This window comes from Chryseobacterium sp. UF-290, assembly GCF_058245615.1.
Genome location: NZ_JBSICB010000015.1, coordinates 92,530 through 112,229 on the forward strand (window position 1 = coordinate 92,530; position 19,700 = coordinate 112,229).

The 19,700-nt window shown below is 37.6% G+C and carries 17 protein-coding genes; 10 read left to right on the forward strand and 7 right to left on the reverse strand.

The features are described 5' to 3' along the window. Nucleotide 1: 1 nt before the first annotated feature. The 3 genes from AC4IF5_RS16395 to AC4IF5_RS16405 all read right to left on the reverse strand — a co-directional run bounded on the left by AC4IF5_RS16395 (nucleotide 2) and on the right by AC4IF5_RS16405 (nucleotide 4,596). Nucleotides 2–991, reverse strand: coding sequence for a PDDEXK nuclease domain-containing protein (locus AC4IF5_RS16395; RefSeq protein ID WP_490736342.1), 990 nt, complete (start codon nucleotides 989–991; stop codon nucleotides 2–4). 61 nt (nucleotides 992–1,052) lie between these two features. Then, nucleotides 1,053–2,807, reverse strand: a complete 1,755-nt coding sequence (locus tag AC4IF5_RS16400) for a peptide MFS transporter (protein WP_490736344.1) — start codon at nucleotides 2,805–2,807, stop codon at nucleotides 1,053–1,055. A 133-nt stretch (nucleotides 2,808–2,940) separates the two neighbouring features. Further along, the gene (locus AC4IF5_RS16405) at nucleotides 2,941–4,596 is read right to left on the reverse strand and encodes a peptide MFS transporter (RefSeq protein ID WP_490736346.1); all 1,656 of its coding nucleotides are present in this window, start codon (nucleotides 4,594–4,596) and stop codon (nucleotides 2,941–2,943) included. Nucleotides 4,597–4,867: 271 nt separating this feature from the next. Here AC4IF5_RS16405 and AC4IF5_RS16410 point away from each other — a divergent pair, with 271 nt between their 5' ends. Beyond that, nucleotides 4,868–5,041: a bacteriocin-like protein gene (locus AC4IF5_RS16410; RefSeq protein ID WP_490736348.1), complete on the forward strand. Its 174-nt coding sequence runs from the start codon at nucleotides 4,868–4,870 to the stop codon at nucleotides 5,039–5,041. Between the two features lie 75 nt (nucleotides 5,042–5,116). Further along, entirely contained in the window at nucleotides 5,117–5,911 is a 795-nt protein-coding gene (locus tag AC4IF5_RS16415) for a GLPGLI family protein (RefSeq protein WP_490736350.1), read from the forward strand. 87 nt (nucleotides 5,912–5,998) lie between these two features. Here the strand turns inward: AC4IF5_RS16415 and AC4IF5_RS16420 are convergent, their stop codons facing one another. Then, nucleotides 5,999–8,128, reverse strand: a complete 2,130-nt coding sequence (locus AC4IF5_RS16420; RefSeq protein WP_490736352.1) for a S9 family peptidase — start codon at nucleotides 8,126–8,128, stop codon at nucleotides 5,999–6,001. Nucleotides 8,129–8,249: 121 nt separating this feature from the next. On the opposite strand from AC4IF5_RS16420, the gene AC4IF5_RS16425 reads away from it, so the two are divergent. Together AC4IF5_RS16425 and AC4IF5_RS16430 are read left to right on the forward strand one after the other, a co-directional pair. Further along, nucleotides 8,250–8,723, forward strand: a complete 474-nt coding sequence (locus AC4IF5_RS16425; protein ID WP_490736354.1) for a hypothetical protein — start codon at nucleotides 8,250–8,252, stop codon at nucleotides 8,721–8,723. Nucleotides 8,724–8,736: 13 nt separating this feature from the next. Beyond that, nucleotides 8,737–8,925, forward strand: a complete 189-nt coding sequence (locus AC4IF5_RS16430) for a DUF6496 domain-containing protein (RefSeq protein WP_490736356.1) — start codon at nucleotides 8,737–8,739, stop codon at nucleotides 8,923–8,925. A 143-nt stretch (nucleotides 8,926–9,068) separates the two neighbouring features. Here the strand turns inward: AC4IF5_RS16430 and glgP are convergent, their stop codons facing one another. Next, entirely contained in the window at nucleotides 9,069–10,733 is a 1,665-nt protein-coding gene (gene glgP / locus AC4IF5_RS16435) for an alpha-glucan family phosphorylase (RefSeq protein ID WP_490736358.1), read from the reverse strand. Nucleotides 10,734–10,937: 204 nt separating this feature from the next. Here glgP and AC4IF5_RS16440 point away from each other — a divergent pair, with 204 nt between their 5' ends. The 5 genes from AC4IF5_RS16440 to AC4IF5_RS16460 all read left to right on the forward strand — a co-directional run bounded on the left by AC4IF5_RS16440 (nucleotide 10,938) and on the right by AC4IF5_RS16460 (nucleotide 17,665). Beyond that, complete coding sequence (locus AC4IF5_RS16440; RefSeq protein ID WP_490736359.1) at nucleotides 10,938–11,735, forward strand: hypothetical protein; 798 nt, start codon at nucleotides 10,938–10,940, stop codon at nucleotides 11,733–11,735. Nucleotides 11,736–11,896: 161 nt separating this feature from the next. After that, nucleotides 11,897–13,999, forward strand: coding sequence for a T9SS type B sorting domain-containing protein (locus AC4IF5_RS16445; RefSeq protein WP_490736361.1), 2,103 nt, complete (start codon nucleotides 11,897–11,899; stop codon nucleotides 13,997–13,999). 91 nt (nucleotides 14,000–14,090) lie between these two features. Then, the gene (locus AC4IF5_RS16450; RefSeq protein WP_490736363.1) at nucleotides 14,091–14,681 is read left to right on the forward strand and encodes a DUF1572 domain-containing protein; all 591 of its coding nucleotides are present in this window, start codon (nucleotides 14,091–14,093) and stop codon (nucleotides 14,679–14,681) included. 66 nt (nucleotides 14,682–14,747) lie between these two features. Continuing rightward, entirely contained in the window at nucleotides 14,748–16,094 is a 1,347-nt protein-coding gene (gene mtaB, locus AC4IF5_RS16455) for a tRNA (N(6)-L-threonylcarbamoyladenosine(37)-C(2))-methylthiotransferase MtaB (RefSeq protein WP_490736365.1), read from the forward strand. A gap of 53 nt (nucleotides 16,095–16,147) precedes the next feature. Beyond that, nucleotides 16,148–17,665, forward strand: coding sequence for an FMN-binding glutamate synthase family protein (locus AC4IF5_RS16460; RefSeq protein ID WP_490736366.1), 1,518 nt, complete (start codon nucleotides 16,148–16,150; stop codon nucleotides 17,663–17,665). 71 nt (nucleotides 17,666–17,736) lie between these two features. On the opposite strand, the gene AC4IF5_RS16465 is transcribed toward AC4IF5_RS16460, so the two are convergent. Next, nucleotides 17,737–18,489, reverse strand: a complete 753-nt coding sequence (locus AC4IF5_RS16465; protein ID WP_490736368.1) for a hypothetical protein — start codon at nucleotides 18,487–18,489, stop codon at nucleotides 17,737–17,739. Between the two features lie 55 nt (nucleotides 18,490–18,544). Between AC4IF5_RS16465 and AC4IF5_RS16470 the strand changes: the two genes are divergently transcribed. Next, nucleotides 18,545–18,988 (forward strand): RNA-binding S4 domain-containing protein, encoded by a 444-nt coding sequence (locus tag AC4IF5_RS16470; RefSeq protein ID WP_490736370.1) that lies wholly within the window; start codon nucleotides 18,545–18,547, stop codon nucleotides 18,986–18,988. Between the two features lie 11 nt (nucleotides 18,989–18,999). Here the strand turns inward: AC4IF5_RS16470 and AC4IF5_RS16475 are convergent, their stop codons facing one another. Beyond that, nucleotides 19,000–19,515 carry a shikimate kinase gene (locus AC4IF5_RS16475; protein ID WP_490736372.1) on the reverse strand — a complete coding sequence of 172 codons (516 nt, stop codon included), beginning with the start codon at nucleotides 19,513–19,515 and terminating at the stop codon, nucleotides 19,000–19,002. Nucleotides 19,516–19,700 lie beyond the last annotated feature (185 nt).

The following is a 19,700-nucleotide window of genomic DNA, read 5'->3' on the forward strand; positions in this document are numbered from 1 at the left end:
TTTAAGGGGTTTTATTTTCCTGATCCAGCTCAAAACGGATTCTGTCCTGGTCAATGATTTGTTTTAATTCTTCTTCTTTTGGGAGGTACAGCAGGTATTTGCTGGCAAATAAATTGTTTTTATCATTCAGGACAGAATATTTTACAATAGTCTCATCCTTTTCGGAACATAGCAGAATTCCGATGGTAGGGTTGTCTCCTTCGCCACGTTTCAGATCATCATACATTCTCACATACATATCGATCTGGCCTATATCCTGATGGGAAAGTTCTCCGGTTTTTAAATCGATGATGACAAAGCATTTCAGTATATAATTATAGAAAACAAGATCAATGTAGAAGTCCGATGTATCAGTTGAGATATGTTGTTGTCTGGCTACAAAAGCAAATCCTTTTCCGAACTCCAGTAAAAACTTTTGAATATGATCAATAATAGCTGTTTCAATTTCTTTTTCGGAAAATTGTTCATCAGCTTTTAAACCAAGGAATTCAAAAATATAAGGATCTTTTAAAACACTGTGAATACTTTCTGTGGGAGATTTTTTATGTTTTAAAACCCGTTCGTAGGCAAGAGAATTGATTTGTCTTTTCAGATCTCTTACATTCCAGTTATTTTGGACAGCTTCATTTAGATAATAAAGCCTTTTGTCTTTATTATCCTGGCTTGAAAGTAGTCTGTAATGAGACCAGCTCAATTGTTGAGACAATGTGTCAACAATTGGGAATGCTGTGTAAAACTTCCGCATATTGGATAGGTTGGTATAATCAAACCCCTTTCCAAATTCCAAAGTGAGCTTTTCAGAGAGTTTTTTCAGCGTATATTTTCCGTATTCTGCACGTTCTTTTCCTTGTTGCTCATCTTCCACTATAAGTTTTCCAATTTGCCAGTAAGTGAGCAGTAGCGTAGAATTCGCTATTCGAAAAACCTTTTCGCGCGACTGTCTAATAATTTCCTTTACGGACTGGAATAAAGAATCTTCGGAAATTTCCATCGTACGAAAATAAAAAAAACCTCTGACTTGGCAGAGGTTTTATTATATTTTGTTGATACAATTAGTTTACACCGTGCATCATTTTCTTTAAGATAGGTGAAATCAAACCTAAAATTACAGCAGCGATACCACAAAGTACAACGAATACCATGAAGAATTCAAATAAATTATGGATTTCAAATCCTGCAAATGTAGGGTTGTGTAATGGCAGCTGGGCCTTATCAAAAGCGGCTACCTGATCAGCTGTCAAGGTTACTTTTTTATCCAGAACATCCTGAAGGTTAACTCCTATCTCTTCAGCTTTTTTGAATTTATCACCTGTAGCAGGGATAAGTGCTCCTAATGAACCTGCTAAGGCATACCCTGCAGCATTGGAAATAAAGAAAACACCATATAATAATGAAGCAAATCTTTTTGGTGCCAGTTTACCAACTAGTGACAAACCGATTGGAGAAAGACAAAGCTCACCACATGTCTGAATGAAATATAGTAACATCAGCCACTTGATTGCTAATAAACCTGAATTTCCAAGATCTTTCACATTGTGTGCAATGATGAAATAAGAAAGGGCGATCAAAGCCAATCCCATAGCCTGCTTGAACGGAGACACCGGCTCTTTTCCTCTTGCTCTCAGCTTATCCCAGATCAAACTGAATGGAACGGCCAGAATAACTACGAAGATTCCGTTAAAGATCTGAACCATTGAAGGGGGCATATTCCAGCCAAAAATGTTTCTGTCAGTCTGGTTATCTGCGATAAATGTTAATGAAGACCCTGCCTGTTCAAAAGCAGCCCAGAAGAAGATAATAAAGAACGATACGATATAGATTACCCAGATTCTCTGTCTTTCAATTTTGTTTTCTGCAGAGGACATGATCAGGAAGGCCAGAGAAATCCCGGCTGCGTAGATGAAAGGATAAATGATCCCTTTGATCAGCTGTCCCATTTCCACAGAATTAAATCCGAATTCTCCCACCAACAGATATCTGAAAGCGAAAAATAAAATTACAAATATAACTCCGGTAATACCTAAAGATGCTCCTGAGAACTTTGCCGTCTGAGTTTCACCTTCTTCAAAATCAGCGCTTGTATTATGTTTTGGCAACCCTCCGATAGGTCTTCCTTCCGGCGTTACCACGTATTTATTTTTAAGAATAAAGAACGTTATTGTTCCGATGATCATGGCAATTGAAGCAGCTAAGAATCCCCATTTAAAAGCAAAGATGTCCCTTACTCCGGTTGTAGCGTCTTTCACATCTCCAAGATATGGACAGATAAATTGTCCTAAGAATGCCCCGATATTGATTCCCATGTAGAAAATGGTGAATGCGGAGTCAAGCTTTGATTTTTCCTGCTTAGGATAAAGGCTTCCTACCATCGAGGAAATATTAGGTTTGAAGAATCCATTACCAAAAATGATAATGAATAGAGCAAGCCACATAATAAGTTTGGCACTTCCTAAATCAGCAGAAAAAGTAGAGGCACTGATAAATAATAAGAACTGGCCGATAGCCATTAAGGATCCCCCAATGATAATAGCATATCTGTTTCCGATATATTTATCAGCAATAAACCCTCCCAAAAGAGGTGTTAAATAACATAGAGCTAGAAATCCACCATAGATGATCGCAGCATCAGCTTCTTTTATCAATAAGGAATTTACCATAAAGAGCGTCAAAAGTGCTCTCATTCCATAAAAGTTGAAACGCTCCCACATTTCTGTTCCGAAAAGAACCCATAACCCTTTTGGATGTCTGGAACTCTTATTCTCTACAAATTCATCCGGTTTCGGACTCAATGCTTCAATATTATCCATTTTCTATTGTTAATTTTTGTTAAGACTGACAAATATAGTTTATTTTGAGTTTTTGGCAAGGTTTTAATTTTATTTTTAAATAAAAAAGCTGCGGAACTATTCCGCAGCTTGCTATTCTGTATAATTCTAAGGATTAGTGTCCTTTTTCCTTCATGATTTTATTTAATCTTTTTAACATGGAAAGGCCTAAAAGAGTAGCAAATATTAACAAAGCGAAATTTACAAGGAAATAATTCGTCTTGTTTTCATAATTGTACCATGTACTCGCCAGGATTCCTGAAAGCTTATTTCCTACAGAATTGGCAAGGAAGAATCCTCCCATCATCAACGCTGTGATTCTTGCAGGGGAAAGCTTGGAAACAAAAGATAGTCCCATCGGAGACAGGCATAATTCCCCGATTGTGATTACTCCGTAACTGGCAACAAGCCATAAAGGAGAAACTTTTACAGCGCCGTTATCTCCGGCCATTACTGCTAAAACCATCACCAGACAGGAAAGTCCTGAAATAAATAATCCTAAAACGATCTTGGTAGGCGTTAAAGGTTCTTTGCCTTTTCTTCTTAATAAAGCCCAGAATCCTACAATAACCGGTGTCAGGGCAATAACCCAGAACGGATTGATAGACTGAAATAATTCTGTGTTGTATAGATATACCTTTTGTGATGATGTTTCTTCTAAAGCTTTACGATCTGAGTCTGAAATATTTTCGAAATAGACATCTTTACCTGTTTTTTTTAAAGGTTTCCCGTTTTCATCTTTTTGAGCTCTGAATTGATTGTCATAGACCGGTACCTCTTTGTCTTCATAACTTTTCCCTTCCACCATATAAATCCCTTCCAATGGCTTTTCAAGAGAAGCAGGAACGCTTCTGTCCGTATAATAGTTTGCCCATCTTGTCAGTGCAGTACCGTTTTGTTTGAAAACAGCCCAGAAGAACATACTGATCAGGAATACGGAAAGCAATGCGCCGATTGATGATTTTTCTGCAGGATTAGCCTTGAAATAAAGGGAAGCATAGAAGTAAATAACAGGAACACAGGCAAAGATAAAGGCATCTGTACTGTCACTTCCAAAGATATTGTTGGGAATGAACCAACCAATTGCCCCGGCAATGATAGCAGGAACAAATACTTTAATTAAAATTTCAGAAAGCTTGGTATCTCCCTCCTGTACGGGCTTCATCTGTGCAGCATGAATGTAGTGCTTTCTTCCGATCGTAAAAATAACCATACCGATCAGCATACCGACTCCGGCAGTGATAAACGCTTCACCCCAGCCGAATTTATTACGCATGAAAGCAGCGATAATGTTACAGATAAACGCTCCGATATTGATACCCATGTAGAAAATATTGTATCCGGAATCTTTATTGGCTTTATAGGGCTCTTCAGAATAAAGATTTCCTAGCAGGGTGGAAATCGTAGGCTTAAAGAAGCCGTTTCCGATGATGATTAATGCCAGTGAAGTATAAAACAAAGGTAAGTCTTTGAAAACTCCCATTCCTATATATCCCGCAGCCATCAGAAACCCTCCGAGGTAAATAGATTTGATATATCCTAACACCCTGTCGGCCAGGAAGCCTCCAATAAATGGAGTAAGGTATGTGAGTGCAATATAAGTTCCGAAAATGTCATCAGCAGTTTTGTCAGGCAGTCCGAGTCCTCCTTTCATGCCGGTAGGCTCAATCACATACAGAACAAAGATTCCAAGAATCAGGTAATACCCGAAACGCTCCCACATTTCTGTAAAAAAGAGATAGGGCAGCCCTTTAGGATGTTTAGTCTTCATATATTCAAATTTCAAATTCCTCAAAAATAAGTTTTTAATTTCAATTGATAAAATAAATAATACAGACCTAAATGATTAATGAAATAAATATAAATACTGAATAGTAAATGTTATTTAAACAATTGGATATACTTGTACAAGATGCATGTATGATTGTACATATTTAAAAAGATAAAATTGCACAAAATTTACAATAGTATATCTCGTTGATGTGATATTTGTTTTTTAGTTTCGACGATGTCAATAGTGACACAGAACTAAAAAAAACATTATGAAAAATTTAAAAAAACTTTCGAGAGAGAATTTGAAAAATGTCCAAGGAGGTAAAAGAGACTTTTGTCAGCCAGGAGCTGGTGATGTATGTGCACAATATGGACTTGAATGTGGGTTTTGGTATACCTACCAGAATGGTGTACTAATAGAGTCTCACAATGCTTGTATGTAATTGGTTGGTAATAAATGTTGAAAGAGATACTCTATGTGTATCTCTTTTTCTTTTTTTATAATATATCATTAGCTTATGAAACATATATTTTTCTTTTTGCTACTTATATCAAACGCTTTTTTTTCTCAAAATATAAGTTTTATATATGAGTTAAAAGGCTTGCCCCATAAAGACACTAAGCCAGAGTATTATTATCTTGATGTTTTAGGAAAGCAATCTGTTTTCAGGTCAGAAAAAGCACGTGAAGCAGACTCATTAATGCAAAAAAATGGCTATTGGCAGAGCCGTAAACCCACTTTTGAAAATATTTATTCATTCAAAAACTTAATTAGTAATAAAGTTTATAAAAATGTCACACACCCTGCTATGTATGATTTATATTACATCAACATTGATGATAGACTAAGCTGGCAGATTCTATCTGATAAAATGAAAATTGATGATATAGAATGTCAGAAAGCTACCACAGAGTATGGTGGACGCAACTGGGTTGCCTGGTTTGATCCTGCTAGTCCATTACAAGAGGGGCCATATATATTTTATGGACTTCCGGGATTAATTGTTAAGCTTTATGATGATAAGGGTGATTTTGATTTTAACCTTATAAAAATTAAAAAATCTGATAAAAATAATATGTTCTACTTACGAAAAGGCAAAGAAATAAGTTGGGATGTTTATAAGAAATTACAAAATGATTATTACAATGATCCATTTGCTGAAATAAAAACAAGGAATATTAAAACAAAAGTTGGCGATGCCAATGGAAATCCTCTCAATATAAGTTTCAAAGAAATTACAGAAAGTATTCAAAAACAGATGAGAGAAAATAATAACCCTATTGAGTTGAATCATAAAGTTGATTTCAAATAAGAATATATTAGATCTTGACTGGTTATAAAGATAAAAAAAGCCGTTTTCACGATTTGTGAGACGGCTTCTATTTATTGTATAATAAGATTATAAATTATTCAGGATAAAATCAGTCATTTTCTGATACAATTGCGGTCTTGTCTGTCCGCCATAGATTCCGTGGTTTTTGTCCGGATAGGCCATGAAATCAAACTGTTTTTTATTCTGGATCAGGGCTTCTGAAAATTCCATAGAGTTCTGGAAATGTACATTGTCATCAGCAGTTCCGTGGATCAGAAGGAATTTGCCTTTCAATAAGTTAGAATATTCTGTAGGAGAATTTTTATCATATCCATCAGGATTTTCCTGTGGCGTTCTCATAAATCTTTCCGTGTATACCGAATCGTAATATCTCCAGTTGGTTACCGGTGCTACAGCAATTCCCATTTTGAAAACATCGGCACCTTTCGTCATTGCCAAGCTGGTCATATAGCCTCCAAAGCTCCATCCGAACATTCCGATTCTGCTTTTATCAATATAAGACTGGTTTCCGAACCACTTGGCTGCTGTGATCTGGTCTTCGATCTCATATTTTCCTAAGTTCATGTACGTTACTTTCTTGTACCTGGCTCCTTTGTAACCGGTTCCTCGTCCGTCTACACAGGCAACGATATATCCTTTTTGTACAAGGTGATTGAACCACATCGCATTTCCGTTATCCCAGGAATTGGCAACCTGCTGAGATCCCGGTCCGGAATACTGGAACATGAATAGCGGATACTTTTTATTAGGATCAAAATTTTTAGGCTTCATTACCCATGCGTTCATCTGATCACCTGCAGCATTAGGAATGGTGATGAATTCTTTTTCAACAAAATTGTCAGTTTTTAATTTCTGCAGCTGATCATTATTATTTTGAAGCTCTTTTACCGCTTTTCCATTTCCGTCCTTCAGAACATAGGTATAGGGTTTTGAAGCAGTGGAAGAGGTTTCAATGAAATAATTATAGTTTTTACTGAAATTTGCAGAGTTGTTTCCTTCTGCATTGGAGATCAGCTGTGATTTTCCGTTTTCGATATTTACTTTGGAAATGACCTTATTGATACTCCCTTTTTCAGTAGTCTGAACGTAAATTTCTTTAGATTTCGGATTAAAGCCGTAATAGTCGGTCACTTCCCAGTTTCCTTTGGTGATCTGTTTTTTTAGCTTACCGTCTTTGTCATACCAGTAAAGATGACGGTTCCCGTCTCTTTCAGAGGCCCAAAGAAAGGAATCGTCTTCAAGGAATTCCAATGTAGGACTGTCTGTATCGATCCATTTGTCATCAGTCTCGGTGAATAATTTCTGAACCGCTCCCGTTTTGGTATTTACCTTTAAAATATCCGAAGCATTCTGGATTCTTTCAGAAGTGATCAAAACAATTTCATCCGGTTTTGCCGTCTGGAATACATTAGGGATATAGTAATTCTTAAAAGAGCCTAAGTTCAGCTGCATTGTTTTTCCGTTGTCAAGACGGTATAGCTGAGCAGAAACTACAGAGTTTTTCTCACCTGCCTTTGGATATTTATAGCGCATCTCGGCCGGATAAAGATTTTTTCCATAGATCGGAATATAGATTTCCGGAACCTGGCTTTCATCAGACTTTACAAAAACAATAGCATCAGAGTTCTTAGTCCATTCATATTGTCTTGCATGCCCGAATTCTTCCTCGTATACCCAGTCTGCCAGACCATTCAGGATTGAATTCTTTTTACCGTCAGTGGTAATCTGGGTAATTTTTCCTGACGCAAGATCCTGGTAGAACAGGTTATTGTCTGAAATGAACGCGACTTTCGTAGCATCCGGTGAGAATGTAGGCTCCTGAACCGGTTTTCCGTCATTCAGGCTGATTACTTTTCCGGACTTTAAATCTTTCACATCAAATTTTCCAAGAAAAGAATGTCGGTAAATAGGCTGACTTTCGGTTTGTAAAAGGATTTTGGATTCATCATCAGAAAAAATATAGCTTTCAAATCTTCCGTCAACAATATTTCCTTCTTTCTGAGAGGTTTTATAAGAATATTTGGCAATTCCTGTCGGTTCAATGACCAGGTAATTCTCACCGTTTTTCATAGACGTGATCCCGGCAATACCTTTTCCGCGGTAGTATCCTGAATATATTTTGTCTAAAGTGATTTCCTGTGCTGAAACATTATGGAATGCAGCCGCTATAGTAAGAGTTAAGAATAGTTTTTTCATTTCTAACATTAATGGATTTCAAAGATAATAATTTTATTAAAATGTGTAAAAAAGCTTTTCAAATACGCTTTTTGGCAAAAAAATTGAATATCATTAAGTATAATCAAATCAGATAATAATTATGGAAACGAATGCATACAACCAGAAACTGAACCGTTATGTAATGAACAACCAGATTGTTTATACCGGTTTTTCCAGCTTTAAAGATGCGGAAGAATATGCCCGTAAAAAAGGGGGTACATTGGTGGAAATAGTATTTAGAGATGGAAATGATAATCCCGAAATTACAGATGAAGCGGGTTTGATAGAAAAAAAACTTCATTACTATGTGTATGCAGGCGATGAATATAAATTTATCCATTCCTCTGATCCCGGATTCAGAAAATATGCAGATGAGCTGCAGAAAATAAAAGCAAAAAATGATAGTACGAGTCCGGATGAGCGGTATTTTGCCAATTTCGAGATTGAGAATATAGAAGATCCGATCATTGTGATCAAAAATGACCATTTTGAATCGGTAACTTCAAGAGAGCGTTCAAAATATTTGAAGCACGCTTGTGTCTATGAATTAGGGGTATCCCTGCCAAAATCTTAAAAAAAATATGATCATGAGCAAGACTAAATATTCAGATAAAGCTCAGGACAAAGTAGGAAAAGTAATGCACGAATTCAAGGAAGGAAAACTGAAATCTTCTTCCGGAAAAAAAGTGACAAGCAGAAAACAAGCCATAGCCATCGGGATTTCTGAAGCAAGAGAAAAAGGCCTGAAAGTGCCGGCAAAGAAAAACAGTAAGTAATTCTCCATAAAATACGCCCGGAAAATTTCCGGGCGTATTTTATGGAAAAGCAAAAAAGCTGAATCGCAAAAAAGCAAAAGCCTTCTTCACTATTTTACGATTTGCCGTTTACCTTTTTACCCTTTCGCCTTTTTGCTATTTTGCTATTTTGCCTCATTATAAAGCACCCTATAGTACTCATCAGCCATTCTATCACTATTGAACTGATCTTTGACGTCATTCATCGCATTGTGCTGAATTTTTCTCCACTGATCAGGATGGTCGTAATAGGTTGGGAGAATTTCATTTTCAAGGATCTCATACAGTTTGCTTAGGTCGTAATTATCCTGCTCATAGATGCTCATATTCAGATAATCTGCTTTGGGCACTACAAAAGAGTTTTCTCCATGTTTGGCAAACTCAGGAATCCAGCCGTCATCTGTGGATAGGTTTACCGAACCGTTCATGGCAGCTGTCATACCGGAAGTTCCGGATGCTTCTCTTGGAACCCTTGGGTTATTGAGCCATAAGTCTGATCCTTGTTTCAGAGATTTGCTTAATGAAAGCTCGTATCCTGTCAGAACAGCCATGTTTTTATGGTTTTTGCTTTCCTCAACCAGAGTGTTGAAGGTGGAAATAGCAGAATAATCCATGGGATAAGGTTTTCCTGCCCAGATGATCTGTACCGGATATTTCGGATTGTTCAGAAGTTTGTAAAACCTGTCCTTGTCATGTAAAAGGAGATCAGCACGTTTGTAGCCGGCAAATCTTCTGGCCCATACGATAGTGAATATATTCGGGTTGAATAGATTTCCTGTCTGGTCTGCTACAATACTGAACAGCTTTTTCTTTAAATGCTTTTTGCGGTAATCGAAAACAGTTTCATCATTTTCATCTTTGGCGTTATAAAGAGGTTTATCTGCCCAGTATTTAAATTCCTGCGCATTGGTAATGGAAGTGATTTCACAAATTCCCGGATATTTGCTCCACATGGTTCTGGAAACGACACCATGAAGCTGGGAAACGCCATTGGCAATTCTTGCCATCTTCAGAGCACAAAGTGAATGATTGAAGCGGTCATCATCTGTTCCTTCAATACTTTTTACCTCTTCCATGCTATAACCGGAGAAATAGGACATATCGTAGCACAGTTTAAAATTATGCTTTTCATTTCCTGCTTCTTCCGGAGTATGAGTGGTGAAAACCAGCTTTTCTCTAACTTTGTTAAGGTCCCCGTTATATTTCTTCAACAGATAAAATGCTGCCGGAAGTCCATGTGCTTCATTCAGGTGATATACATCTCTTTCGATGTTCATTTCATCCAATAATTTCGCTCCTCCTTTTCCTAATAGGATATACTGGGCAAGCTTTGTAGATTCGTTGGCATCATATAGCTTGTGACAGATCGTTTTTGAAACGTGGTCGTTTTCAGGAACGTCTGTGGAAAGGAAGAACATAGGGGCAGTATTGAAGATTTCCGGGTCAAGGTACCATACTTTTACCCATACCGGAGCGCTGTGGATCTCGATTTGAAACTTTATTCCCGTGTCTTCAAGAAAGCTGTACAGCTTTCTTGTCCATATCGGCTGCAGGGTCTGGTCGTGATTTCTTGCCTGGTCATAATAACCGAACTTCCATAGAATACCGATTCCGATAAGATCCTGCTTAAGGTTATAAGCGCTTCTCATATGAGAACCTGCCAGGAAGCCAAGACCTCCTGAGTATATTTTAAGCACCTGTTCAAGGGCAAATTCCATTGAGAAATAGACGGTTTTTTTGGAATATTGGGGATTGATGTTGTAAGGTATTTTAAAATTCCTAAAATCCATAAATGTGGGTTTGTGTTTAAAGGAGCAAAGGTATTAATTATGAAAATAAACTTTACATTAATTAATCAATAAATTAATTTTAAAAGTAGGTGTTGAATAGTTTTTTTACTTATCTTTAAGAGTGTAAAATTTTGATTATCAAAAACTTTTAATGATGAAAGCCAATGGCTGCATGTGTTCTTTAATTAAATAAAAAAATCACACATGAAAAAGACATTCTCTGATGAAGATCTGATTAAGAATCTGAGTTTATATTATCTGAACAGGCATTTGAAGAAAAAGCCCATAGAAAAATACCACCGTACCATAGATGAATCTCCGCTTCACGATCGTGAAAAATACAGAAAGAAGTCAGAGATCCTGCTTCTCAACTCTTTTATGCACCATTTCCCTGAGGTGAAATTTGAAAACCTTACCTGCGAAAGTCCGGACTTCATCGCAAAACTGAACGACAAAAAGATCGGGATAGAGCTGACCGAAGTGATCAATCATCTGGAAATGAAGAAAATGGAAAGCACTTTAAATAAAATGTTCCGTCAGGCAGAAATATTATTAGAACAGGAAGACACTACGAAATATCGTGGTGTTTATTTTTTAGAATTTCATCATGATACCCGGTTTGATCATCTGGAAATACAGCAGGAAAATATTATCAGCATCTATAAAAGCATCAAAAAAAATAAAGCGGTAGGCTGTGTAAAGAGTATAAGAAAATCCTTCCATCGAAGAAATGTCTTTATCACCCATGAATACAGTATGAATCTTTTTGATGAGCTCTGTTCTGAAAAGATCCTTGAATTGATAGAAAAGAAGAATGAAAAATTTCCTTATTACGATACATCCGTTGACGAATGCTGGCTGGTGATTGTTTCAGACATGAATTCCATTGCCTCAAGATATACTTTTATTCAGGATAAAGAGCACCTCAAAGAAGTGAAAAGTCCTTTTCATAAGATCTTTCATCTTGAAAATCTTTGTGGAAATATTACAAGTATAAAATAAGTGGGTTTATACTTGGTATTATGTAATGATTCGCTTTTTTATTTTGAAATATTTCAAAACTATTGGAATTTTATTGTTTGTAATTAAATTATAGGTATATTTGATATCGGTTGAATCTCAACCTGATGCATCATTGCTTTTAACCATAAAGACATATATCTATGAGAAAATTTTTACTTTTTATTCTTCTCTGTATATCACAGTTTTTTTATTCTCAGGCAGATTGTGCCACGGCACTTTCAGTTTGCGGGAACTCAAATATTACTTACAGCCCTTCAGGATATGGTAATATCAAGGAATTGGTCAATTCCGGAAGCTGTATAGACTTTACAGGGGAGCATAATTCAATCTGGTATAAAATTACGATCGCTACAGGAGGAACTCTTACTTTTGATCTGGTTCCCAATAATCCGGATGCTGATTATGACTGGGCTATTTTTGGTCCTAATGTAAATTGTGGAAGTTTAGGATCGCCAATACGCTGTAATGCAGCAACTGTTATCGGGCCAGGTCCTGCTACAGGCTTAAATATGACAAGTACTATTCTGAGTGCTGCGGGTGGTTCTACCACACCTTACTGCAGATATTTGGATGTTTTACCGGGACAAACCTATTATTTATTTATCGATAACTGGGTGAGCAGCACCAGCACTACAACGGCTCCTTTCTCTCTGACATGGGGTGGAACTGCCACACTGGCCTCTCCATTCACAGATCCGAATATTCAAACTTATCCATTTAATCCTCCGGGAATTCTCGCAGCCAATCCTGCTGATCCGAGAGAGGTTGTTATATGTTCCGGTACGGCTTTATTTGATTTTTCTATATTGTCTGCGGGTATCATCAACGGGAATCAGAACTTTGGGGTAAGCTATCACGTCAACCAGAATGACGCGTTGACTGGAAATAATCCGATTACCGCTCCAATAACCGTCAATACAAGTACTGTTTACTTTTACAGCATCAACTATACCGATCCAACGAATTCAGGTAATCCGCTTAATCAATGTAAGCAGATCGGGAAATTTAAGTTCAAGGACGGTTCTATTACAGTTAAGAACGTAACGCTAACGCAGTGTAACAATAACAATGCAGGGACAGCAGTCTTTGACCTGACTACAGCAGATGTTTTTGCCGGAACAAATGTGACTAAAAAATATTATCATACAATGTCAGACCTGAATGCCGGGATTAATGAGATTACAACTCCTATGGCATTCGTGTCTGCGGAAGGTACGGTATATGTAAAGGTAATATCTGAATTCGGATGTACTGCAGTAGCACAGATCACTTTAAAATTTAATCCGGTAGTTGTGGTTAAAGATGTTGTCCTGAGATCCTGCTTCATACAAACGAATCCGTCTACAGCATCTTTTAATCTTGTCAATGCTTCTGTAACAACTCAACCTAACCCTATCAAACAATATTATCCGTCAATGGCCGATGCGGTGAATCAGACCAATGAGATCCTGACGCCCAATGCGTATATTGCTCCTGATGGAGTGGTGTATGTAAGAGTTTCAAATGCTCAGGGATGCTATAATGTTGCCACGATCACTTTAATTGTTATTCCACCGGTGTATTCTGACATTCTTAAAGATAAAACCATTTGTGCCGAAGATCAGACAGTATTGGATGCCGGTCCCGGATTTAAAAGCTATGAATGGAGCACCGGAGCTACTACACAGACAATCAAAGCAGGAATCGGGGTATATTGGGTGAAGCTTACAACAGGGGAATGTGTTGCTACCCAGACTGTAAGAGTATTGCCTTCCGAACAGCCTGTTGTCTCCGTTATTGATATTGCCAATAATACCGTTACGGTATCAGTAACGGGAGGAAATCCGCCTTATAAATATTCAATGGATCATATCGTTTGGCAGGATTCCAATATTTTCAATAATGTTTCAAGAGGAGACCATAAGGTGTATGTAAAAGATGCTTATGACTGTGATCCTATAGAAATTGAAATTGTTGTACCTAACCTGATCAACGTGATTACTCCTAATGCTGACGGAGTGAATGATGTGATCGATTATTCTGCATTGGGCAGCAAGCAAAACCTGATCATAAGTATTTTTGACAGATACGGAAATAAAATCTTCCAGGCGGATAGATTCAACGGTTACAAATGGGACGGTACAAACGGAGGAAGAAGAGTGCCTACCGGAACCTATTGGTATTCTGTGACATGGAATGAAAATGATAAAAAGAATACCGCCATTAAATTTACAGGTTGGGTATTGGTTAAAAACAGAGAATAGCTGTAAATAAAATACATAGATAAAACCACTTCGAATGAGGTGGTTTTTATTTTTGAAAGTTTTTAAATTAGGTATCCAAAAAATAGAAAAAATGAAAGACCTGTTTGTAAAACGCTTTGAGTATTATAAATCTCTTGGAGATAAAGCATTCGACCAGCTGACCGATGAGCATATTTTCTGGCAATATAATGAAGAAAGCAATTCTATTGCGGTGATCGTAAAGCACATTGCAGGAAATATGCTTTCAAGGTGGACCAATTTCCTGACCGAGGACGGAGAAAAGTCCTGGCGTAACCGTGATGAGGAATTTGTGAATACCTTTACATCCAAAGAAGAAGTTATTGACTTTTGGGAGAAAGGATGGGAATGTCTGTTTGATGCTTTGGGTCAGATCAATGATGAAAATATATATTCAACCATTTACATCAGAGGAGAAGCACATTTCGTTATTGATGCTGTTTTCAGACAGCTTGCCCATTATCCTTATCATATCGGGCAGATCATCTATATTGCTAAAATGATAAAGAATGACGACTGGAAAACGCTTTCTATTGCCAGAAACCGGTCTCAGGAATTTAATGCGGAAATGAAAGGTAAATTTTCAGGAGATGTACAGAATGGGAACTCATCACCTGTGTGCTTTCTGAACAGTCCTGAAGTGAGGGAAGAATATAAACAATAGATTGAATCAATCTTGAATTCTTATTAAAATTACTATCTTTGCACCCATAAAATTCAGGAGTAACAAATGTCTACATTTCACAGAACTGCCGCGTTTCATACACTTGGCTGCAAATTAAACTTTGCAGAAACATCTACTATTGCCCGTCAATTAACAGATGCAGGTTATGATAAGGTGAGTTTTGATGATAGGGCGAATGTATATGTGATCAATACATGCTCGGTAACTGAAAATGCTGACCGTGAATGTAAGCTTCATGTGAAAAGAGCGATGAAGGCTAATCCGGAAGGATTGGTTGTTATTGTAGGATGTTATGCGCAGCTAAAGCCTGAAGAGATCTCACAGATCGAAGGAGTAGACTTGGTTTTGGGAGCTAAAGAAAAATTTAATATTCTGAGCTACCTTGATGACCTGGAAAAGTCAGAAAATGAAGGAATCGTTCACTCATGTGAGATCGAAGAAACGGATTTCTTTATCGGGAGTTATTCCATCGGTGACAGAACCAGAGCTTTTCTTAAAGTACAGGATGGCTGTGATTACAAATGTACTTACTGCACGATTCCGTTGGCAAGAGGAATTTCACGTTCCGATACTATTGAAAATGTTCTTAGAAATGCTACGGAAATTGCGGGGAAGGGTATCAAAGAAATTGTCCTTACAGGGGTCAATATCGGTGATTATGGTAAAGGAGAATTTGGAAACAAAAGACACGAGCACACATTTCTGGACCTGATCTCTGAACTTGATAAAGTGGAAGGGATCGAAAGGATTCGTATATCTTCCATTGAACCTAATCTTTTGAAAGACGAAAGTATTGAACTGGTTTCTAAAAGCAGAAGCTTTGTTCCGCATTTTCATATCCCGTTACAGTCCGGAAGCGATGATTTGCTGAAAAAAATGAAGCGTCGCTATCTGACGAAGCTCTATAATGACAGAGTCAACAAGATCCGTGAGGTAATGCCTGATGCGGCTATTGGGGTTGACGTTATTGTAGGATTCCCGGGAGAAACGGAAGAAAGATTTATGGAAACATATAATTTCCTGAACAATCTTCCTATTACATATCTTCACGTATTTACCTATTCTGAAAGAGAAAATACAGAAGCTGCGGCAATGCAAGGAGTCGTTCCTGTTGCGGAAAGAAAAAAACGTAACAAAATGCTGAGAATTCTTTCTGAAAAGAAGAAAATGGCATTTTATCAGACTCAGATCGGAAAAACGCTTCCTGTACTTTGGGAGCATGAAAATAAAGACGGAAAAATGTTTGGCTTCACAGAAAATTATGTGAGAGTCCAGAAAGACTTTGACCCTGCATCCGTCAACCAGATCGAATTTCTGAATTTAGAAAAAATCCTGTCAGATGGCACGGTTTCAGTGCAATCTTCCTACCAAAGTTTTTTAGCAAAAGCATAGGCTCTTTGCGAAATTTCCACTAAATTTATTTTTAAACTTTAAATACTACATTCATGAGAGATAAGTTTTTATCTTGGGGAATTGTATTAGTAGTTGCTACATGGAGTATAGCAATACTGATCAGAGCGCATTACTGGATACCGACGTTGCTATCCGCAATCTATGCATTGGGTGTTTACAATGCTTATCAATCGAAACATGCTATTTTGAGGAACTTTCCTGTATTGGGGTACTTCAGGTACTTTTTCGAAAGCATTTCACCTGAAATGCAGCAATACTTCATCGAAAGGGAGACCGATGGGAAACCATTTCCGAGAAATCAGCGTTCTGCAGTATACAGACGTGCCAAGAACTTAAGTGATACGGTAGCTTTTGGGACGCAGCTGGAGGTTAATCACAGAAAATATGAAGGAATCAAGCACTCGATTTATGCGAAATCACCATCAGAAGAGCTTCCGAGAGTTTGGGTTGGAGGAGAGCAGTGTACACAGCCTTATCATGCTTCTTTATTCAATATTTCAGCAATGAGCTTTGGGGCATTAAGTGACAGGGCGCAAATATCTTTGAACAGAGGTGCAAAAAAAGGAAACTTTTATCATAATACAGGAGAAGGAGGGATTTCGCCTTACCATATGGAAGGAGGGGATTTATGCTGGCAGATTGGGACGGGATATTTCGGATGCCGTGATGATGAAGGGAAATTTAATCCTGAATTATTCACAAAATACGCTACCCTTCCTAACGTGAAAATGATTGAGATCAAACTGTCTCAGGGAGCAAAGCCAGGTCACGGAGGTGTGCTTCCGGGAGTTAAAAATACTCCGGAAATTGCTGCGATCCGTCATGTAACTCCCGGAATGACTGTTATTTCACCACCATCCCATACCGCTTTCTCTGATGCAGCCGGATTGCTGAGGTTTGTACAGCAACTGAGAGAGCTTTCAGGAGGAAAACCGATCGGGTTTAAACTTTGTATAGGAGATACCAAAGAATTTGAAGATATCTGTGTACAGATGAATGTGCTGAAGATCTATCCGGATTTTATTACCATTGATGGTGCTGAAGGAGGAACAGGAGCCGCACCTCCTGAATTTTCAGATGGAGTAGGGATGCCTTTGGAGCCTGCTCTGATATTTGTCAACAGGACGCTTAATAACTATAATGTAAGAAATAAGTTGAGAGTCATCGCCAGCGGTAAGGTCCTTACAAGTCTGGATATCCTTAGAGCGATTGCCATGGGAGCGGATATGTGTAATAACGCGAGAGGGTTCATGTTCTCTTTAGGATGTATTCAGGCTTTAAGATGTAATTCCAACAATTGTCCGACTGGGGTGGCTACACAGGATAAGATGCTGATCAAAGGACTTGACGTAACCGATAAAAGTGAAAGGGTATACCACTTCCATAAAAATACACTTCATACCTGCAATGAACTGATTGCCGCAGCAGGAAGAAGTTCTTATGAAGAGGTAGATGCCACCATGTTTATGAGAGGAGATGAATTCGATCACCTTGCCGATCTTTACTTCCCGGATATTTTAGGAAATGTAAAGCAGAAAACAAGATTTTAATACAATGGAAACAAAATAGAAACCGCCTTATTTATTTAAGGCGGTTTCTGTTTTTTATACGATTTTCTTTCTTATTGCAATTGATCAGCAGGCCTGTCTTCTCTTCCATAGATCTGGAAGTTGAAGATAAATGTTCTGTTTCTGTGGGATACTCCTAAATATGGATAATGAGGATTTCTTGCAAAAGCGGCTCTTGACGGTACAATAATGACTCCCTGAAGATTATAAGGGGTTTCACTTGGAAGATCATCAAATGCTTTGAATTTTTGAAGCGCTTCCCTGAAACCAGGAATTTGGTAATAGCTTGCTTGTTTGGCAGCATCTGTTGTAGCTTTATCCAGAATCGATTTTTTTACATAATAATAGGTCGGATCAATAAGAGGAACTACACTTCCGTCAATCGTATTTAAAAAAGAAGTTGTGGATAAGAATGAAACATTTCCATTACTTTCACCGGCCAGGCAGGCGTATCCTCTTCCCATGATCTTAATGATATCAGTATCTTTGATTGTCTTTTCCTCACTTGCTGAAGGCTGTGCCCCTTCCCTTACAATATAGATTGTTCCTGAAGGTAATGTCTTATAGTCCAGTTCTGATAATTTTTTTTCATTATCATCAGTAGAATCGGTAGCGCTGAAAGCTTTTATATTTCCCTGTACATCAAGGTAATTTTCATCCATATACTTTTTAATGGCCTGATCATCATAGCTGTTTTGCGTGGTGATGTCCTCAGGCTCTTTGTATGTTTCTACATCATCATCATCTTTTTTACATGCGGAAAAGCATAAAGATCCGGCAAGGATATATAAAAATATTTTTTTCATTTCAAAAAACTTTAATTACTTTACAAATAATATAACGGCAAAAGTATAAAAAATTATGAGAATAGATAAATTTTTATGGAGCATTCGTTTTTATAAGACAAGAAGTATCGCAGCAGACGAGATTAAAAAGAACAGGGTTTCTATAGGAACGTCTGCCGTAAAGTCATCTAAGGAGGTAAAAGAGGGTGATGTTATCAAGATCCGTAAGAATCAGATTGATTATAAAATAAAAGTGATCCAGATTCCTAAAAGCAGGATTGGGGCAAAGCTGGTCCCGCTTCATATACAGGATGTGACCGATAAGGAGCAGTACGAATTGCTGAAGCTTCGCAAAATGTCACAGGACTATTATAGAAATAAAGGAGAGGGAAGACCGACCAAAAAGGACAGAAGAGAGATGGATGAATATGTGGGGAATGATATCGCGTTCGATTTTACAGACTGGGACGACTTCTTCGGAGAAACGGATGATGATAATGATGATGAAACTGAAGGTTAAAATAAAAAGCTCTAGAGATAGAGCTTTTCTATTATTTCTTTGACAATGTCCTCCGGTTCTCTGGAATCAGTCCCTATACTGAATTGTGCTTTGCTGTAAAACTGGTTTCTTTCAAATAAATGTTTGGCTATAAATTCCGGCAGGTCTTCATCAGATATATTGGCTATCAATGGCCGTTTTTCTTTCTGTTTGGATAGCCTTTCCACTAATGTGCCCACAGATGTTCTTAAAAAGACACTTTTAGAATTATGATTGATGATTTCCATATTGTTATAATACACCGGAGTTCCTCCACCAAGGCTTAATACTACATTCTCTTCGGAAGCCAATATTTCTTCCAGAGTCTCTCTTTCCAGCTTTCTAAAGTAAATTTCCCCCTTTTTTTCAAAAATTTCAGGAATGGTTAATTTATTTCTTCTGGAGATCTCTTTATCGAGGTCAATTAATTTAAAATTTATTTTTTCACTTAATATTTTGGAAATGTGAGATTTGCCACTTCCCATGTATCCGATCAATGAAATTACCATGAATTTTTTTTTAACAAATTTGCGAAAAAGTTTTGAGATAAAGAAAAAAGTCATATCTTTGCACCACTTAAAACAAGGGACATTATTTACAATGAAAACTTGTTGCAAAAGTGGCCGACTCGGTAGCTCAGCTGGTAGAGCAATACACTTTTAATGTATGGGTCCTGGGTTCGAATCCCAGCCGG